The following is a 15,635-nucleotide window of genomic DNA, read 5'->3' as shown; positions in this document are numbered from 1 at the left end:
CTTATTTCGCCCCCTTTAGATCAAATGGATCAACAGACGCTGGTGTCTTCTTACCTTTTTTATCATCATGATCGTGTGCAAATGGCCCAGCCTTAATTTCACGAACAAATAGCCATACGAGTACAATCGCGAGCGCTAAATAAATCGCTGAAAACGCAATGAGTGAGAACAGTATCGCGCCTGCCGAGACATTCGGTGAAACCCCGTCCGCCGTTGACATGTAGCCAAATACTACCCACGGTTGCCGTCCAACTTCCGTCATAATCCAACCCATCGAGTTCGCGATGAACGGGAACGCAATCATTGGAATCATCAGACGTAGATACAATTTCGAAGTTGTTAAACGTTTGCGCCATGCAAGGAAAGCTCCCCACAAGCCGAATAGAATCATTAACATACCTGAGAGCACCATAATCCGGAAGCTCCAAAATGACGTTTTAACAGGTGGAATGTAGTTCATGTCCGCCCCGAAACGATCTTTATACTTCTCTTGATACTCGGCTTGTAGCGATTTCATACCTTGCACACTACCAGAGAACGTCGAGTAGGAAAGGAAACTTAGCGCATATGGAATATTGAGTTCCCATGTGTTTTTCTGGTTGTCAACATCAATACCCGCAATCATCGTCCACGGTGCCGGATCGGCTGTATCCTCCCAAATCCCTTCCGTCGCCGCCATTTTCATCGGTTGCGTCTTAACAAGATATTGCGCTTGTTGGTGACCACTGAAGGCCGTACCAAAACCACCGATAATAACGAGTACGAGCGCGATTTGGAACGATTTTCGGAAAAAGTCCACATCTTGCTTTTTAAGTAATTTGTACGCGCTGACCCCGGCTACAAAGAACGCCCCCGTCGCGAACGCACCAAAGATAACGTGTGGGAATTCCACAAGTAACTGTCCATTCGTAATAAGCGCCCAGAAATCGTTCATCTCCGCACGTCCATTGATTTCTTGGAACCCTACTGGATGTTGCATGAATGAGTTCGCCGCTAAAATCCAGAATGCGGAGAAAACCGTTCCAAGTGCAACAAGCCAAATACAAGCTAAATGTAATTTCTTGTTCAAGCGATCCCAACCGAAGATCCAAAGTCCGATAAATGTCGATTCCATAAAGAAGGCAAGTAGCGCTTCAATTGCAAGCGGTGCCCCAAATACGTCCCCTACGAATCTCGAATAATCCGACCAGTTCATCCCGAATTGGAATTCCTGAATTATCCCTGTTACTACCCCTACCGCGAAGTTAATTAAGAACAAATGTCCCCAAAACTTCGACATTTTTTTGTAGATTTCTTTTTTCTTCACAACATACAACGTTTCCATAAGAGCAACCATAAATACAAGTCCAATAGAAAGTGGTACAAATAAGAAATGGAACACGGTTGTTGAGCCGAATTGAAGTCTAGCTAAGAAAAGTTTATCCACCTTTTTTCCTCCTTTTGTGTTATTTGGGCGTTTAACCCCTTTTTGTTAGCGTTATTATAATTTGCCGATTGTATACTATACACGTTAATCGCTTGTGAAAAACTGTGAATACTGTTACGCTTGGTTGTGTTTTAATTCACAAATAATATTGCAAGAAAAGAGATCTTTGGAAATCCTCTGTCAGCGTGAAATTTACCTATATTTTCAGCTTTTGTCTATTTTCTCACATAAATATATACAGCTCGGTTCATTAGAATAAGTTTTACCTAGTTCTTATTCTATCTCATTTCGCCCTAGATTTGTTTAGTTCTTTTGGTTCTATTTTCATAAGGGAAAACGTGGAGGCGTGAAATGAGACAGGTAGCTCGCTTAAGTGGCATCAATCCATTGCGCATTTTTTCACATAAAAGGGGGTAATGGGTGTTACTTGCATTAAAATAGGTATTAAGGCTTCTTTTGCCGTTTTTTCTTCGCACGCAAATCTCGGAAAAAATTCGTCAAGGTGGCACCGCATTCATCGGCTAAGATTCCCGATTCGACTTCGCATTGGTGATTGAAGCGCGAATCTTGGAGTAGATTCATGAGCGTTCCTGCTGTTCCAGCTTTTGGATCGGGCGCTCCGTAGTAAACCTTGTCGATGCGGGAAAGTAGAATCGCACCGCTGCACATCGGGCAAGGCTCTAGCGTAACGTAGAGTTCCGCGCCTTCGAGTCGCCAGGCATCTTGATTTTTGCAGGCGTCTTGGATGGCTAGAATTTCAGCGTGCGTGATGGCGTTTTTCGTCGTTTCACGGAGATTGTGCGCGCGTCCGATGATTTCACCGTTAAGCACGACAACCGCGCCAATCGGGACTTCCCCTTTTTCGCGTGCTTTTTCGGCCTCAAGCAGAGCCTCGCGCATGTAGATTTCTTTTTGCATGGATGTTTCCCCTTTCGATATCTTCTTTATTTTAGCATAGGTATGCGGTTTGTGCCTTTTATTTGCTTTGATCCGATAGATATAGTACCATGTATTAGTATCTGGTACTAAAAAAGATGCTGAAGGCGCCCGTTAGCCTCGAAAAAAATTGTTAGAGGCCGCAGTGAAAAACCTCTTTTGTTTTTTGCGGAGGCCACGAAATTTTCGAGAGGCTGGCGCCTGAAGCTCGCTAAACAAGGACTCGAAACCGCCCAATCCGCCTATACGCCATCCATGGAAAAACACAAAACTAACCTAAACCAAGGAGATGTTACAATATGAAATCTGAAAATTTAATTGCACCTGAATTTTATAATATTACGGATGAAATTGCTCAGTTTGACTCGGAGAAAACAGCGCTAATTTGGCAGAATGAGGCTGGGGACGTGAAGGAATGGTCTTATCATCATTTGTTAGAGCAGGCGAACCGGTTTGCGAATGTGATGAAGGATGCTGGTATCGGGAAGGGCGATCATGTGATTGTGATGATGCCGCGGTTGTTGGAGACGTACGCGGTTTACATGGGGATTTGGCTGACGGGCGCGATTATTATTCCTGCCTCGGAGCTTTTGAAGGCGCATGATTTGGAGTATCGGATTCATCACGCCGGTGTGAAAGCCGTGATTGCGGACGTGAGTTGTACGGCGGAATTTGATAAGATTGTGGACGCGCCTAGTGTCGTGACGCGGATTGTTGTTGGGGCGGACGGCGAGCGTGACGGTTGGCTGGTTTATGAGCGGTTGATTGAGGACGCCGACGCTGAATTTGAGAAAGTAGCGACACGCAAGGATGATCCGTGTTTGCTGGCCTTTACGTCAGGCACGACGGGGAATCCGAAAGGCGTGGTGCACGTGCACGGTTGGGGTTACGCGCATATTCGGATCGCTGCGGACCACTGGTTGGATATCCGTGAGAACGACACGGTTTGGGCAACTGCTGGACCTGGATGGCAAAAGTGGGTTTGGTCGCCGTTCCTGTCTGTTTTAGGCAAAGGCGCGACGGGTTTCATTTATAATGGGCGTTTCCGTCCCGCGAAACAGTTGGAACTTTTGCAAGATAAGAAGATTAATGTGCTTTGCTGTACGCCGACGGAATACCGTTTGATGGCGAAGGCGGACCACTTGGATTCGTATGATTTGAGTCATTTGCGTAGCGCCGTTTCTGCTGGTGAGCCGCTGAACCGCGAAGTCATCACGGTTTTCCAAGACAATTTTGACATGAAGGTTCGCGATGGTTATGGCCAGACCGAGAGCACGCTTCTGATTGGGACGCTTGTGGAGTTTCCGATTCGTCCGGGCTCGATGGGCAAGCCGATTATGCCGGAGTACATGGCGATTATTGATGAAAATGGCCAGCCTGTTGGTGTCGGCGAAATTGGCGATATCGCGATGCGCAAAGATTTCCCAGCGCTGTTCCAGGAATATTACAAAGAGCCAGAGCGTCTTGAAAAAGCGATTCGCGGCGATTATTTCGTGTCCGGCGACCGCGCGTACCGTGATGAGGACGATTACTACTGGTTCCAAGGCCGCAATGACGATATTATTATTAGTTCTGGATATACAATTGGGCCGTTTGAGGTGGAGGATGCGTTGACGAATCATCCGAGCGTGAAAGAAGTCGCGGTTGTGGCGAGCCCAGATGAGATTCGAGGCACGGTTGTGAAGGCGTTCATCGTTTTGAAAGACGGTTTTGTTGGCGATACCGCGCTTGTGAAAGAGTTGCAGAATTTCACGAAAGAACACACCGCACCGTATAAATATCCACGACGCATTGAATTTGTAGAGAGTTTGCCGAAAACTGATTCTGGAAAAGTTCGCCGCGTGGCATTGCGTGACGCAGAATTCGCGAAAATCTCACAATAATCGTTGCTAAATCGTGCGAAATTGGGTACAATCATTCCAAGTAACTTGCTTTTGAGAGAGGGAATGGTACAGATGGAAACACGATTTATAGAAGCTAGCGAAACACACGATTTGCGCCACCGCGTACTGATTCCAGATCATCCAGTGGAGGCGTTGGTCTATCCGGGAGACGAGGATGAGATGACGTTTCATGTTGGGGTGTTTGATGACGAAGATCGGCTGGTCGCGATTGGAAGTTTTTACGAAGAGTCGGATAGTCATTTTGAAGGTGGGAAGCAGTATCGATTACGTGGTATGGCGAGCAATTCGAAGGCGCGGTTGCAAGGACTTGGTAAAGCTGTGATTGTGTTTGCGGAGGAAGAGCTCGCGCGACGCGATGCGGATTTACTTTGGTGTAACGCACGCGTGATTGCGACTGGATTTTATGAAAAAATGGGATTCTATTCGGTTGGAGAAGAGTTCGTGATTCCGAAAATCGGCGGGCATTATCGGATGGGGAAAGATTATAAATGAGGATTGGAATGCCTAGTTTGATTGGGCATTCCAATTTTTTATTGTGGGTAAAATCAAATTGTGATGAAGTCATGAAATCCATCCCTCTCAGCATGCTATACTTGAAGAGCCGTCTACCTCTAGAGACGAGAACAGCATCTAGGGAAGGAGGGGAACATGTGAATATCTTTTCTACCATTCTTGCGCCGGTCGTTGTTGGTTGCATCCTTGCAGTCTTCAATCACTGGTTAGAGACTCGGCGCAAGAAAAAAAGAAAGTAGACGGTTTGCTAACCAAAAAAGAAGCCCTCATCTCCTCACCCGAGATGGGGGCTTCGCTTTGGGTAACATATGAATATCTTTTTCCAGTTCCATTATAACATACCTATATGCATATGTATATTAGTTGTAATACCTAATACGGAAATTTATATGCATCCTCGCTCACAATCTCAAACTCAGGATAATAATTCTTAATTTGCGATTTATCCATCCCAATAGCTAATTTGCCAATCTCCTCATGTTCTAGCGAGGTCTCATTAATCGGCCAGACGCCCTTCGCCCATACAATTCCAATATAGGCGAAGAGTCCGACTAGCAGAATTCCAATAACCAATAATATCTTTTTCAGCGCCCTAAAATTCATACACATTCCATTTCTGAAAAAGAGGCTTACAAACGTAAAATATCGCGAATCCAATCATGCCGCCCGTCGTGTTAAGAATGAGATCATCCACGTCGATAGAATGCGGGATAGCTTGGTATAAAAGATTCTGAATCAGCTGCGCCATCTCGATCGAAAGTGTAAAAATAAACGCCATCATCAACATCCGCTTCCACGTCACGTGATATTTCGAGCATAGCGGATACAGACATCCGAGGGGAATAAACATAATGATATTCGCAACGACTTGAAAAAATGTGCCGTAGTTATCGAAATTACGGTACACATATATTTCGCTAATCGTCGCAAACGGAATCACATTAATCCACCGCGTATTCGTAAACATAGTCTCCCGAAGCTCCGGCTCAAGCTCGATTGGAAACAATGTAAAACCAACAACCCCTACCAAATAGACAAACAGGAAGCTTTTGAAGACAATTTTCTCGATAGGTGCTTTGTTTCTTATCCAACTAATCAAAAATGGAATGTAAATCAGTGGTGCTATAACGAGCAGTAATTCCGCTTTTATCGTCAAGTTGACCTCACCTGCCTATTTGTTTTTGAGTGTGCCATTTGCGGTTATCCAGTAGTAGCGATTGCTCTTGCTCGCGATTAAATAGTATTGAGACGAATCGCCATCCACATAATATTGGTGCGTTGTGGTTTTTCCAGTATAGCTTTTTCCTGGTATGAAAGTCCGTGTGCCATATGAAGAGTCAAAACCGAATCTTTCTTTTTTAAGTGTTATGGTGACTGGCGTAGCAGACTTCCCCTCAGCAGAAACAATGAGTTTTAAGTTCGCATATCCTTTTTTGAGTTTGTGATATTTACCGTTTTTAGCGCCGTTTACTACCTCATGTTGAAACTTGATATTCACGTTTTGGCTCACAGATGCATATGCCGTTAGTAGTGGTACACTCAACATCACACTTCCTAATACAAATGCTGTTATAAATTTTTGAACCTTGTTTTTCTTCACCTTTTCCAACTCCCTTTATTTAGTATCAATTGTTATTGTAAACGACTACATATAAATAGTCAAAATATTGTAAAATCAATGTATGAAAAGATACTAAATAAAAAACATAGACCAAAAACGTCGTGAAAACGCTGGTGGCCTATATTTTAAGAATTGCGATTAGTGATGCTGTGTTAATTGTTAGTTTAGCTTTTTCCCAATTAGTGCTAAAAATGTATAAAAACGTACTGCAGAATTCCAAGCTATTTCATCCGCCGAAAGCCCTTCTTCTAGCTTTATTGGATATGGCTTTATATTTATGCTAAAAAGACAATCGTACTTCATCGAATATACTTTTAATTCTAAACTAAAAATCTAGCCTACTTATTAATCCTATTGACTTGCTCAATCTATTTGGTCACCCTACTGTAGGTAAATCTAGCGCAAAATAAATTTTAGGGCTATACCCATTATCCTTTGTGAATGAGTACCAATCTATTATCTTAAGTTTAAGAAGAAGCGATCCGAACTGTAATAAATCAAATTTCTCATCCCTTACTCCTTCGTAGACATACTTAACTTTTTCATTTACAAGCCACAGCACACATGATGTTTTGCATACTAAAATTTCATCCAACATTTTATCAGTTAAATTAGGATACTTCTTACTATCGCTAAATTTAGCTCTATCATTATACTTACTCAACTCATCTCGCACCTTGAATTCTTGCGCGTTAGAAAGTACCTGCATTGATAGTAATGATTGCTCGAAACTATACAATGCCATAGAAGTCTCTGTCCCTCTTTTTATTGCCAATAATTCTTTATTCTTACGATTAAAAACATCCGCTATTTCAATTTTTGTTCCGTGAGTGTTTATATTTCGTTTATGAAGCTTTATCATGTGAGGCAATTTAGTTAGCTCTTCAATATATCCACCCTCTCCACTATACTCCCCTGAACTATCACTAATGTATCTACAACTGTAAGTGCTATCATAAAAAATAATTTCATTAATTTCTTTTATTTTTTCTTCAATTAAATCATAGAAACGATTATTAAAATAGCCCCACCTACCATTATCTAATAAATATATCTTTCCTTCAAACTGCATTTCACAATAACAAATTTGTTTAAATGTCATTTTTTCTCCTAGTTTATCATCTCCATCGTATACACTAAACTGCAGTTGAGAAATATCTTCTATCTCTTGCTTGTACCTTACTATATAATCATGTATTGCGCCACTATCAAGTGCAACCTCTTCCTCAGTATCATTTTTTCTATTAAGTATATAAATATGCATTTTTTTATCATTCTCTAACATGGTTATCTTATTATTTATTAACTGAATTTTATTGATATTGAAAGCTACCGACAAGTCTTCCTCACTTTTTTCGCTTTTCAACAAGTCTAGCACATGATTATCTAACTTACTATTTAACTCATTATTCTTTCGCACTTTTTTCAATCGAGGAATTGAAGATATTTTGTTTGTTAATGCCATTGTAATATCAATCTCCCCAAATAAATCTATAAAATCTCTTCCTTCTTCATCGTTATCGCATAGATTATAGTTCTTCACAAAAGTAATCCCTGTTCCACATGTAATATTACTCCCAAATGTAGTTTCAGATCTTGGCTTGCCACTTACACTAAAATAACTCTCGCTTGCTTGGGGGAACTCCGTTTGTTCTCTTTTATAATTAATCACACCTCGCATTTTGTTTCTTTGTACATAACTAACTCCTTTTAAAGAAATATCTTTGTCAAGTATTGCTTTTTCAGCAAAGTCTAGTCCAAAACTCATATCTGCAAGCTTTTCAACTTTCCTGAATCCTTGTCCCTGGGGGAGTAAATAGATAGATTTGTTTGTTCGTACAACTATAATAGCATTATATTGTTCTGGTGCTCCTTCATTCTCAAAATCTGGGGCATCAAAAAAATTCATTACTTCTCCTACCCAACCTGGAGCATTTTTTTCGTGAGTTTCCATATATAACTCCATCCTAAGAGCATTTTCACGCCAAAATTTTTGTTCCCCGATTGGTTCATAGCCATTGTCTCTAAGAAAAACTTCTACTTCTTCTATTGTTTTTTTTGATTTATACACTGTTAGTTTCATTTCTCCCTCTTTTCTTGAGTATCAATTAATATGAATAAACGTGGATACTCACCATTATTTCAATTTAATATTTGTCATTAATTTCACCCTCTCAACAAAGCGACTAAAATACTTCTTAGAATGGCAAAGGTGAGATTTCAATAATTCTACACTACTAATTAATAGCTGAATCAATTTCATAAGTCGAAAAATAGCTTAAACAGCCTGATTTTTATCTTATTTCTCTTGAAAACGAGTGGAAACCGCATCATATCAATGGGGAGGTAAATGGCCAATTTTAGTCATTTTATCTAATCCCTTATTGATATTGCAGCAATGTCATCTGAATTATGGGGAGGTAGTCCATTTTTGGACATTGAAAATCATTGGGCTGCAACGCTTTTGAATTATGAAATTGGTTCAGCTACCTTCATTAATTAAGAAAGGGGCCTCTAACAATTTTCATTTCTCAACAGAGGTCCTTTCTGGGAAAATACCACCTTCTCTCGCTACTATACGCACAATCCTTTCAACTACCCAGCGCTCATACGCTTCATCCGATACGCTAGCATCATTCACCTTTTCCGCTACCTCAAACTTCCTAGTCTCTTTATCAAACTCGATTTTACCCAACTTATCCTCATTCGGTCCAAATTTATACACTACTTTTTTATCATTTTCCATTTCTTTTATCATCATTACATAAACTGCCATAATTCCTCACTCCTTAAACGGGTCCCATATTCTTCCCGATTTAATTGTTTTATCGTGTGCTGTTCGATAATCTGTTTTGAAAATACCTTCAAACTTAGATTCGAATAACTCATGCTCTAACAAATTCACATCGTTTGTGGTGTATGTTCCTTTTTCCAGCCGTCCCCAAGCATCCGCGATTTCAATATCGCTATCAAATCGGCCGATACCGCTATCTTTTTTATGCTCTTTAAAGAAAACATGTTCTTTAATTTTTTTCACTTTCCATTCGGACCATTCTGTATTCTTCGCAATTATTGATACATCTGCCTTATTAGCCCTTATACTATCATACCGTGCATCTACTTTATCTAGATTTCTTAAATACTCTTCAAAATCTAAATCTCTACCACCAGTTTCCGCATAATTTTTAACATTCTTCTTAGCAATACTCAGCTCATTACTAGTCAATTTAATATTTTTAGGTACAGTTAATCCATTTTTTAATACTACCGAGCTCAACTCAGTAGATTTGATAACTTTCCCGACTTTGCCAAATGGAACAATACTCAGCAATGTGAAACCAGCCGCAATCGTTTGTTCAGAACCTTGTAGCTTATTTTGAGTAATTGGATCAAATCCCGTTTTCCAGCGATATACATCAAAAATAGGCGTCACCATATCAATCAAAAATATCGCATTCTCCATACCCGCCAAATAATGCGCTTGCTGCCATTTCGCGTTATCATACGTCGCTCTACCGTCCAACTTCCCGTCCTTCGTCACAAATCCCGCAAGATTCCCTTCAGGCACCACCGGCAACGGCCCATCTTCCGCAAGCTTAATCATGCGCGCCGTCTCCGCATCTTTCAACCCTTGCGCAATCGCTTTTTCCCGCGCTGTCCACTGTTCCTGCAACGCCGAGCTCCACGTCATATTCATCCCCATTGTGCTAAACGTCCCTGTTCCCGCCTGAAATCCCTTATCCTTCCCAATCTCAGCCAAGCCCCGCGCCACGTTCGCCGCCAAATCTGTCGCCCGCTCAAACGAAGTCGCCGTTTCTGCATCAAACCTATACAGCGCTTCTAACTTCTCTTGCAATTTCTGCCTCAAATCCACGAATATCGGTGTAATCAGCGCCATTCCAACCACATTATTGCTCAACTTTTCAACGTCCTGAATCTGCCCATCCAACTGCCGAATCTGGTTCCTAACCTGATCCTCAATCACATCCACCGTCGCAACTTCACCTTGAAAATCCCGCGGAATCGCCTCATTTTGCCGTATCAGTTCCTCGCACAAACAAATCATGCCCTGCGCCAATGGCCGGTACGTCGCGACAAAATACCGTTTTGCGCTTTCATACGTCTTCCCCTGCAACTCCTGGTCAAACGCGAATTCGTTCACAACCCGCATCACGTCTTCCATCGCCGCAATCGTCTCTCGGTAAAACGCAACCATGCTCTCCGTCTGCGCTTCCACCTCGCCTACAAATACATTCAAACTCATGCCCGCTCACCACCTAACGCCAATTTCCGGCGAGCCTCATAATAATCCGATTCCCTCTCCACCAGCATCCGTTTCTCCCGTTCCATCCGCGCCGGCTCCTCCGCAAGCCCACCCATCACTTGAAACAGCCAATCGCCTTGCCTATGTACATAATCGACCTCATCCTGCAACCTCTGATTCCACCGATCTATCTCTTTATCCACCTCATTCATCTACGCTGCCTCACTTTCCTAACCCCTGCAAATTCGAAAAACCCCGTCCAACTTCCCGATCCACCCGCTCAAATTCCCGCGCCACCGACCGAATATGAGCGATATCATTCTGAAAACTCTGCCCAAACTGCGTCACCATTTTTTTCATTTGATCCGCACTATGCTCCGACTCCTGATTCACCCGAACCGTTGTCCGACTTGCCTTTTGAATTGGCTTCGAGCTCGTATGACGCACACAATCCCCCACATGCCCCATCGAAGTTGCGATTTTGTTTGCGCTACCAATATTACTCTGTATCTCACCCATTGAAAAGACCTCCAATATCTACCTTCATTATATACAATAATTTCCTAGATGTATAGCTTTTTCTTAACCAACAAAAAAGACACCGCTCGCTAATTACTAGTGAACAGCATCTTTATCCCGTTAAAAGTCCCAGCATAAAATATCTCTTTGACTTGGCTTATAGTCCATTCTTTATATCCTCCTGTGCAGTTCCCACCCAAAACTCAGCATTTTTGTCTTCTTTATACTCTAGCTCTGATGTAAACGGATTTTCAATTTTAGGAGAAAAGATTAACCCACCATATCTACTTTTATTAGCAACGTATTCTTTCTCTACCTCTACTCCAAATTGACTTGGTATTGATAACACAGTACTTGTTCCTACTTTTCTAGTCGTAACTGTTAACATGTAATCATCTCTCTCTCTTATATAGTTTAGTTATATATCGTATAAGTTGTGTAAGAATAAACAAAACAGACGCAACCAGCAAACCCTGATCGCGCCATCATACTCACATAACCCTCACCCGCAAAACCCCACCCCTCCAAGCAATCCTAATTTATCACCTTTTCCCCATGTTCGATATGCACCGGCCGTGGCTTGCCATCAAACTCTGCCACACCCACTTCCACCGGCCGAAAAGCACAAAAAAAAAAAGCCCAGTAACCAATTACATAGCAATCCGTTTCCTGAGCTTTTAAAAGACGTCATGTTCACAGGCTTATATCTAACAAATCGCGCGCTTGCGTTTTTTCCCAACACGATCTTTTTCAATCACTTTTTCGATGTAACCCTTTGCTAGCGGGACCTTACACGAAGTATCACCCATATCTACATGAACTTGGCCGATATTTTCTGCAACGGAAATCGCTTTTTCAAGAAGAGGTGGATAGTAAGTTCCAACGCAGATGACAAATTGATTCATCGTATATTTAACACTATTTTTGGCAGCATGAATATTCTTTTCAACCTGTTCTAAAAGCTCCAGCACCTCAGTTTCGTTAATTTCCTCATTCGGCGCAAGGGATAAATAATTAGCGTAACAGCTCCATCCAGTGTCCTCAATTCGTTCTTCGCCAGACGCCATCCACGTTTTTGCAAGTTCCGTTGCATATGGCGTTTCCGCTGCAAGGCTCGCTACGATAGCTTCATTTATAGCAGTACAATTCGCAATCTCTGCCCAATTGAGCAATTCTTCTTTGGTGACTTCTTTCGGATTAATCGTTAGGCCAGCTAAGTACTGAGCATCATAGTTCCCAGTTGCAAAAAGCTCCAGCGAGACATCTTGATCCTTTATTTTCTTAACTAGAAATTTCTTCATGTCCCCAATTTTAACACCGAAAATAGGCTCGTTCGCGCCATGTTTGCAAAGGGTCTTTTTCGTTTGCTCAGAACCGAGAGACTCGAGTTGCTGCATCACTTCATTTGTATTCATGTGGTTCTCCTTTTTGGACTTATTATTTTATAGTATAGCCATTTCCCCTTAACTCCAAAAATCATCCTCGATCGTCTGCTCGGAAGAAAATAACCATACTTCTTGAATTTGACCATTTTCTATCTTGAATAAGTCGATGCCATTCATGTCTAACTTGTCCCCATTACTATGCTCCGCAACAAAAGTAACATTTGCAGCAACGAAACAATCATTACTCGAAACCCAGTTAGTTATAACCTTAAATGTGCCATTGCTTTTTTCAGCGAATTTCCCAAGATGTTGACCCAAAGCCTGTTTCCCAACAATTACTCCAGAAAGTGGGCTATTCCCTGGTTGATGCCATATTATATCATCAGCCATTGTTTCAAAAACTCCTTCAAAATCTCCTTGGATTAGTGCCTCATTGTAAGCGTTGAATACACTCATTGCATCTTTATTCATAACGACAGTCCTTTCATTTGTATTGGGACAATATGCTACTTCCCTTGCTGCAGACTTCTCTTTTCGCGCCATTCTACTATTACCACTTAAGCATCCATCTACGTTAGTCAAAATATAAATCCGCGACTGAAGGCTCCCATAAAAAATGATTCACCACCATTGTAACCGCATTCATTTATACTGTCAATTATTAGAAAACACCGGAAAGGATACTATGCATATATGACACATCGTATATTTTGAATTACAGAAAGAGCATCACTTTTTCAGCGCGCCCTTTCTGTATGTTTGCCTTGTTCGTTTCTATTCTTCATTTTTTTGACTCGCCTCTTAGCCTGTAACAACAAAAATATAGTATAAAATATTATTCCATAAATTGCTGATCCTATAAAATCACGATTTACTGTATACTCTATCAAAATACCTAGCACACTACCTCCAGCAACTGCTATCAAGACACTCCGATAAGGATGCTCATCATACAAATGATTCAATTTCTTAAACAATATCCTCACCTCCATTAGCCATTGTAGTATACCACATAACCCCACTTCGTGTATTCGCAAAAAAAATAATTTCTATTTACTCCTTATCCGTATCATCACTTTTTTCTTAAAATAAGGCCGTGTTCGCGATATTTTTGTCGCAATCATTTCATAATACATACTCGCATAAACCGAATAAATGATATCCATCACGTACAAAGCTGCCGCGAGCGGTTACAAATATTTCGAAACCGGTTTTCACTGGACGAAAAAATAGCATCGTGCATTTCAGTATGGCTTGTACGTTTTCATTTTCATGAAATTCTTAGATTTTCTTCCTTTTGTTTTCATCCACTTTCTGTAATATAGTAAATGTAAACACGATAGCTTTTACGTTTTCCCCCTTTTTCGTAATTGACTATCCTATCCTTTTTTCAAGCTAGTTCCCCTGCTAGCTTGTTTTTTTGCGCTCATAGGAAACTATTAAATAGACAAAAAACAAACGTATTTCAAAATTGAATAGGAGTTTCTCATGCTAGGCAAACGAAAAACACGCCTTTTCAGACGTGTCTCGATATCGAAAAAATGCCATTACGGACGCTTATTTCGCATGTTGCTGTCCTAATTCTTGATACAAAACCGAAAATACTTAACTCTCCTCTATATTCCTGTCAATCAATTTTAATAACAAAGTGTTAAACTCCTGTTGTTCTGTTTCTAAACTACCAAAGAAATCATTGTCCACACCCTCGACTAAGGGGAGTGCCTTAGACAAGGCTACACGTCCATCTTCTGTAAATTTAATTGACTTTGCTCGAGTATCAGTTGGTGACTCTTGACGAATTAATAACTGCGCCTGTTCTAGCTTTCTAATGATTGTAGATACTGTCATTGCATCTATATCAGCTTGTTTGGCAATATCGACTTGTGATATTTCTTGATTCGTTTGACTAAGATACCCCAATGATGCTAATACCGTGAACTGCGGATGAGTTAAATCCACACGCTTTAACTCATCTTTAACTGATTTATGCCACAGATTATAAACTTTTATAAATAATAACCCGGTTGACTCATTGGGTTTAGACCGAAATTCAGATGGAAAACTATCCATTAGCAACCTCTATAAGCGAACAAACAGATTTAGGAACTGAAGCAAATACGCGTGAAATAAGTGTCAAATCTTCAAACGTAGCCTCTCTATTAAGCGGAACAAATTCAACAGAATGTTTCACTACTGTTTTACTCTCAGCCTCAGAAAGTTCATGACTGAAATAGATTTCTCCAATAGATGGAATCACTGTCTTATTAGTAAATTCCTTATTAACCGTAACAGAAGTTAATACAAATGGCGTCTGCGGTCTCCCAACTAGTTTCATTGTGCCACTTGTGCCTGTTTTAAATCCACTTTCTAAAACTATCTCTTCTAAATCTGCTTCCCACGAGAACCATTTATTCACATCCTCGTATAAACCCCAAATTTGTTCCATGCTTGCCTCGGTTTTCAATTCAAAGCTAAATTTCATTATAGTAACCTTCCCTCTTTTTAATAAGTACACTTATATTATATACACTTATTAATTAGATGTCAATAACCAATCAGGGACACATACAAAAAAAGCATAAATACCGCCCTTTACTCCTAGATATATTATATGATTCAGCGTTTTAACCAACCATTTATTAATGTAGCTATCGCAGTCGTCTTCATAGCGCATCAAAAACAAACGCAACCAGAAAATTTCTGATTGCGCCTACTCGTTTATTCTTCACTCTTCAATTTCGCGTTACGTTCCGCCAACTCTACAAGATACATCTTCTCCTGCTTATCGGCTTTATAGAACATCAACGCTATCGCTGCTATCGCGAAGCCGACAATCGGAATCCAAATAAAGTTGAACTCAATCGCATGGAGCGCGCTTGTAGATTGAACTTTATTCGCTTGGTAACCACCTGCTGCCAAAATTCCTGCCGTCATCGCGCCGCCAATTCCCATTCCGAATTTCATTATAGACTATTAAATAGACAAAAATCAAACGTTTTTCAAATCGAGTAGGAGGAGCTCCGACCTCTCACACCCACCGTACGTACGATCCGTATACGGCGGTTCA

Annotated in this window: 20 protein-coding genes; 3 read left to right on the top strand and 17 right to left on the bottom strand. The window is 41.0% G+C overall.

Going from position 1 to position 15,635, the window contains the following annotated elements; genetic code table 11:
- Position 1 precedes the first annotated feature (1 nt).
- A complete protein-coding gene (locus HCJ66_RS02925; protein ID WP_181675900.1) occupies positions 2–1,426 on the bottom strand; it encodes a cytochrome ubiquinol oxidase subunit I in 1,425 nt (474 codons plus the stop codon).
- Positions 1,427–1,870: 444 nt separating this feature from the next.
- The gene (gene tadA / locus HCJ66_RS02920; protein WP_187131814.1) at positions 1,871–2,344 is read right to left on the bottom strand and encodes a tRNA adenosine(34) deaminase TadA; all 474 of its coding nucleotides are present in this window, start codon (positions 2,342–2,344) and stop codon (positions 1,871–1,873) included.
- 317 nt (positions 2,345–2,661) lie between these two features.
- Here tadA and HCJ66_RS02915 point away from each other — a divergent pair, with 317 nt between their 5' ends.
- The 3 genes from HCJ66_RS02915 to HCJ66_RS16450 all read left to right on the top strand — a co-directional run bounded on the left by HCJ66_RS02915 (position 2,662) and on the right by HCJ66_RS16450 (position 5,018).
- Positions 2,662–4,245 carry an acetate--CoA ligase gene (locus HCJ66_RS02915; RefSeq protein WP_187131813.1) on the top strand — a complete coding sequence of 528 codons (1,584 nt, stop codon included), beginning with the start codon at positions 2,662–2,664 and terminating at the stop codon, positions 4,243–4,245.
- Between the two features lie 72 nt (positions 4,246–4,317).
- A complete protein-coding gene (locus HCJ66_RS02910) occupies positions 4,318–4,758 on the top strand; it encodes a GNAT family N-acetyltransferase (protein WP_187131812.1) in 441 nt (146 codons plus the stop codon).
- Positions 4,755–5,018 (top strand): type I toxin-antitoxin system Fst family toxin, encoded by a 264-nt coding sequence (locus HCJ66_RS16450; RefSeq protein ID WP_425489602.1) that lies wholly within the window; start codon positions 4,755–4,757, stop codon positions 5,016–5,018. The genes HCJ66_RS02910 and HCJ66_RS16450 overlap by 4 nt, the downstream gene beginning before the upstream one ends.
- A 133-nt stretch (positions 5,019–5,151) precedes the next feature.
- Here the strand turns inward: HCJ66_RS16450 and HCJ66_RS02900 are convergent, their stop codons facing one another.
- From HCJ66_RS02900 to HCJ66_RS02830, 15 genes are all read right to left on the bottom strand, one after another.
- The gene (locus HCJ66_RS02900; protein WP_187131811.1) at positions 5,152–5,382 is read right to left on the bottom strand and encodes a hypothetical protein; all 231 of its coding nucleotides are present in this window, start codon (positions 5,380–5,382) and stop codon (positions 5,152–5,154) included.
- Positions 5,372–5,935: a VanZ family protein gene (locus tag HCJ66_RS02895; protein WP_187131810.1), complete on the bottom strand. Its 564-nt coding sequence runs from the start codon at positions 5,933–5,935 to the stop codon at positions 5,372–5,374. The genes HCJ66_RS02900 and HCJ66_RS02895 overlap by 11 nt, the downstream gene beginning before the upstream one ends.
- A 15-nt stretch (positions 5,936–5,950) precedes the next feature.
- The gene (locus HCJ66_RS02890) at positions 5,951–6,379 is read right to left on the bottom strand and encodes a hypothetical protein (protein WP_187131809.1); all 429 of its coding nucleotides are present in this window, start codon (positions 6,377–6,379) and stop codon (positions 5,951–5,953) included.
- A 397-nt stretch (positions 6,380–6,776) separates the two neighbouring features.
- Positions 6,777–8,483, bottom strand: coding sequence for a DUF6119 family protein (locus tag HCJ66_RS02885; protein WP_187131808.1), 1,707 nt, complete (start codon positions 8,481–8,483; stop codon positions 6,777–6,779).
- A 441-nt stretch (positions 8,484–8,924) separates the two neighbouring features.
- Complete coding sequence (locus tag HCJ66_RS02880; protein WP_187131807.1) at positions 8,925–9,176, bottom strand: hypothetical protein; 252 nt, start codon at positions 9,174–9,176, stop codon at positions 8,925–8,927.
- Between the two features lie 6 nt (positions 9,177–9,182).
- Positions 9,183–10,664, bottom strand: a complete 1,482-nt coding sequence (locus HCJ66_RS02875) for a T7SS effector LXG polymorphic toxin (protein ID WP_187131806.1) — start codon at positions 10,662–10,664, stop codon at positions 9,183–9,185.
- Positions 10,661–10,876 (bottom strand): hypothetical protein, encoded by a 216-nt coding sequence (locus HCJ66_RS02870; protein WP_187131805.1) that lies wholly within the window; start codon positions 10,874–10,876, stop codon positions 10,661–10,663. Before HCJ66_RS02870 ends, HCJ66_RS02875 begins: the two co-directional genes overlap by 4 nt.
- Positions 10,877–10,886: 10 nt before the next feature.
- Positions 10,887–11,183, bottom strand: coding sequence for a TIGR04197 family type VII secretion effector (locus HCJ66_RS02865; protein WP_187131804.1), 297 nt, complete (start codon positions 11,181–11,183; stop codon positions 10,887–10,889).
- A gap of 157 nt (positions 11,184–11,340) precedes the next feature.
- On the bottom strand, positions 11,341–11,571 hold the full coding sequence (mazE, locus tag HCJ66_RS02860; RefSeq protein WP_187131803.1) for a type II toxin-antitoxin system PemI/MazE family antitoxin: 231 nt from the start codon (positions 11,569–11,571) through the stop codon (positions 11,341–11,343).
- A 319-nt stretch (positions 11,572–11,890) separates the two neighbouring features.
- Complete coding sequence (locus HCJ66_RS02855) at positions 11,891–12,598, bottom strand: DNA alkylation repair protein (RefSeq protein WP_187131802.1); 708 nt, start codon at positions 12,596–12,598, stop codon at positions 11,891–11,893.
- 48 nt (positions 12,599–12,646) lie between these two features.
- Entirely contained in the window at positions 12,647–13,111 is a 465-nt protein-coding gene (locus tag HCJ66_RS02850) for a nuclear transport factor 2 family protein (RefSeq protein ID WP_246438521.1), read from the bottom strand.
- Positions 13,112–13,305: 194 nt separating this feature from the next.
- On the bottom strand, positions 13,306–13,545 hold the full coding sequence (locus HCJ66_RS02845) for a hypothetical protein (RefSeq protein ID WP_187131801.1): 240 nt from the start codon (positions 13,543–13,545) through the stop codon (positions 13,306–13,308).
- Between the two features lie 628 nt (positions 13,546–14,173).
- Complete coding sequence (locus HCJ66_RS02840; RefSeq protein WP_187131800.1) at positions 14,174–14,638, bottom strand: MarR family winged helix-turn-helix transcriptional regulator; 465 nt, start codon at positions 14,636–14,638, stop codon at positions 14,174–14,176.
- The gene (locus tag HCJ66_RS02835) at positions 14,631–15,050 is read right to left on the bottom strand and encodes an SRPBCC family protein (RefSeq protein WP_187131799.1); all 420 of its coding nucleotides are present in this window, start codon (positions 15,048–15,050) and stop codon (positions 14,631–14,633) included. Before HCJ66_RS02835 ends, HCJ66_RS02840 begins: the two co-directional genes overlap by 8 nt.
- A gap of 236 nt (positions 15,051–15,286) precedes the next feature.
- Positions 15,287–15,532: an MFS transporter gene (locus HCJ66_RS02830; protein WP_187131798.1), complete on the bottom strand. Its 246-nt coding sequence runs from the start codon at positions 15,530–15,532 to the stop codon at positions 15,287–15,289.
- Between the last annotated feature and the right edge of the window lie 103 nt (positions 15,533–15,635).

This window comes from Paenilisteria portnoyi (genome assembly GCF_014322795.1).
Lineage (GTDB): Bacteria > Bacillota > Bacilli > Lactobacillales > Listeriaceae > Listeria_A > Listeria_A portnoyi.
This window is presented reverse-complemented; position numbering and strand designations above follow the sequence as displayed.

Coding starts and splice junctions, on each gene's coding strand:
- tadA (WP_187131814.1), bottom strand. CDS start 2,344: ATGCAAAAAGAAATCTACATGCGCGAGGCTCTGCTTGAGGCCGAAAAA.
- HCJ66_RS02915 (WP_187131813.1), top strand. CDS start 2,662: ATGAAATCTGAAAATTTAATTGCACCTGAATTTTATAATATTACGGAT.
- HCJ66_RS02910 (WP_187131812.1), top strand. CDS start 4,318: ATGGAAACACGATTTATAGAAGCTAGCGAAACACACGATTTGCGCCAC.
- HCJ66_RS16450 (WP_425489602.1), top strand. CDS start 4,755: ATGAGGATTGGAATGCCTAGTTTGATTGGGCATTCCAATTTTTTATTG.
- HCJ66_RS02900 (WP_187131811.1), bottom strand. CDS start 5,382: ATGAATTTTAGGGCGCTGAAAAAGATATTATTGGTTATTGGAATTCTG.
- HCJ66_RS02885 (WP_187131808.1), bottom strand. CDS start 8,483: ATGAAACTAACAGTGTATAAATCAAAAAAAACAATAGAAGAAGTAGAA.
- HCJ66_RS02880 (WP_187131807.1), bottom strand. CDS start 9,176: ATGGCAGTTTATGTAATGATGATAAAAGAAATGGAAAATGATAAAAAA.
- HCJ66_RS02875 (WP_187131806.1), bottom strand. CDS start 10,664: ATGAGTTTGAATGTATTTGTAGGCGAGGTGGAAGCGCAGACGGAGAGC.
- HCJ66_RS02870 (WP_187131805.1), bottom strand. CDS start 10,876: ATGAATGAGGTGGATAAAGAGATAGATCGGTGGAATCAGAGGTTGCAG.
- HCJ66_RS02865 (WP_187131804.1), bottom strand. CDS start 11,183: ATGGGTGAGATACAGAGTAATATTGGTAGCGCAAACAAAATCGCAACT.
- mazE (WP_187131803.1), bottom strand. CDS start 11,571: ATGTTAACAGTTACGACTAGAAAAGTAGGAACAAGTACTGTGTTATCA.
- HCJ66_RS02855 (WP_187131802.1), bottom strand. CDS start 12,598: ATGAATACAAATGAAGTGATGCAGCAACTCGAGTCTCTCGGTTCTGAG.
- HCJ66_RS02850 (WP_246438521.1), bottom strand. CDS start 13,111: ATGGCGCGAAAAGAGAAGTCTGCAGCAAGGGAAGTAGCATATTGTCCC.
- HCJ66_RS02840 (WP_187131800.1), bottom strand. CDS start 14,638: ATGGATAGTTTTCCATCTGAATTTCGGTCTAAACCCAATGAGTCAACC.
- HCJ66_RS02835 (WP_187131799.1), bottom strand. CDS start 15,050: ATGAAATTTAGCTTTGAATTGAAAACCGAGGCAAGCATGGAACAAATT.
- HCJ66_RS02830 (WP_187131798.1), bottom strand. CDS start 15,532: ATGAAATTCGGAATGGGAATTGGCGGCGCGATGACGGCAGGAATTTTG.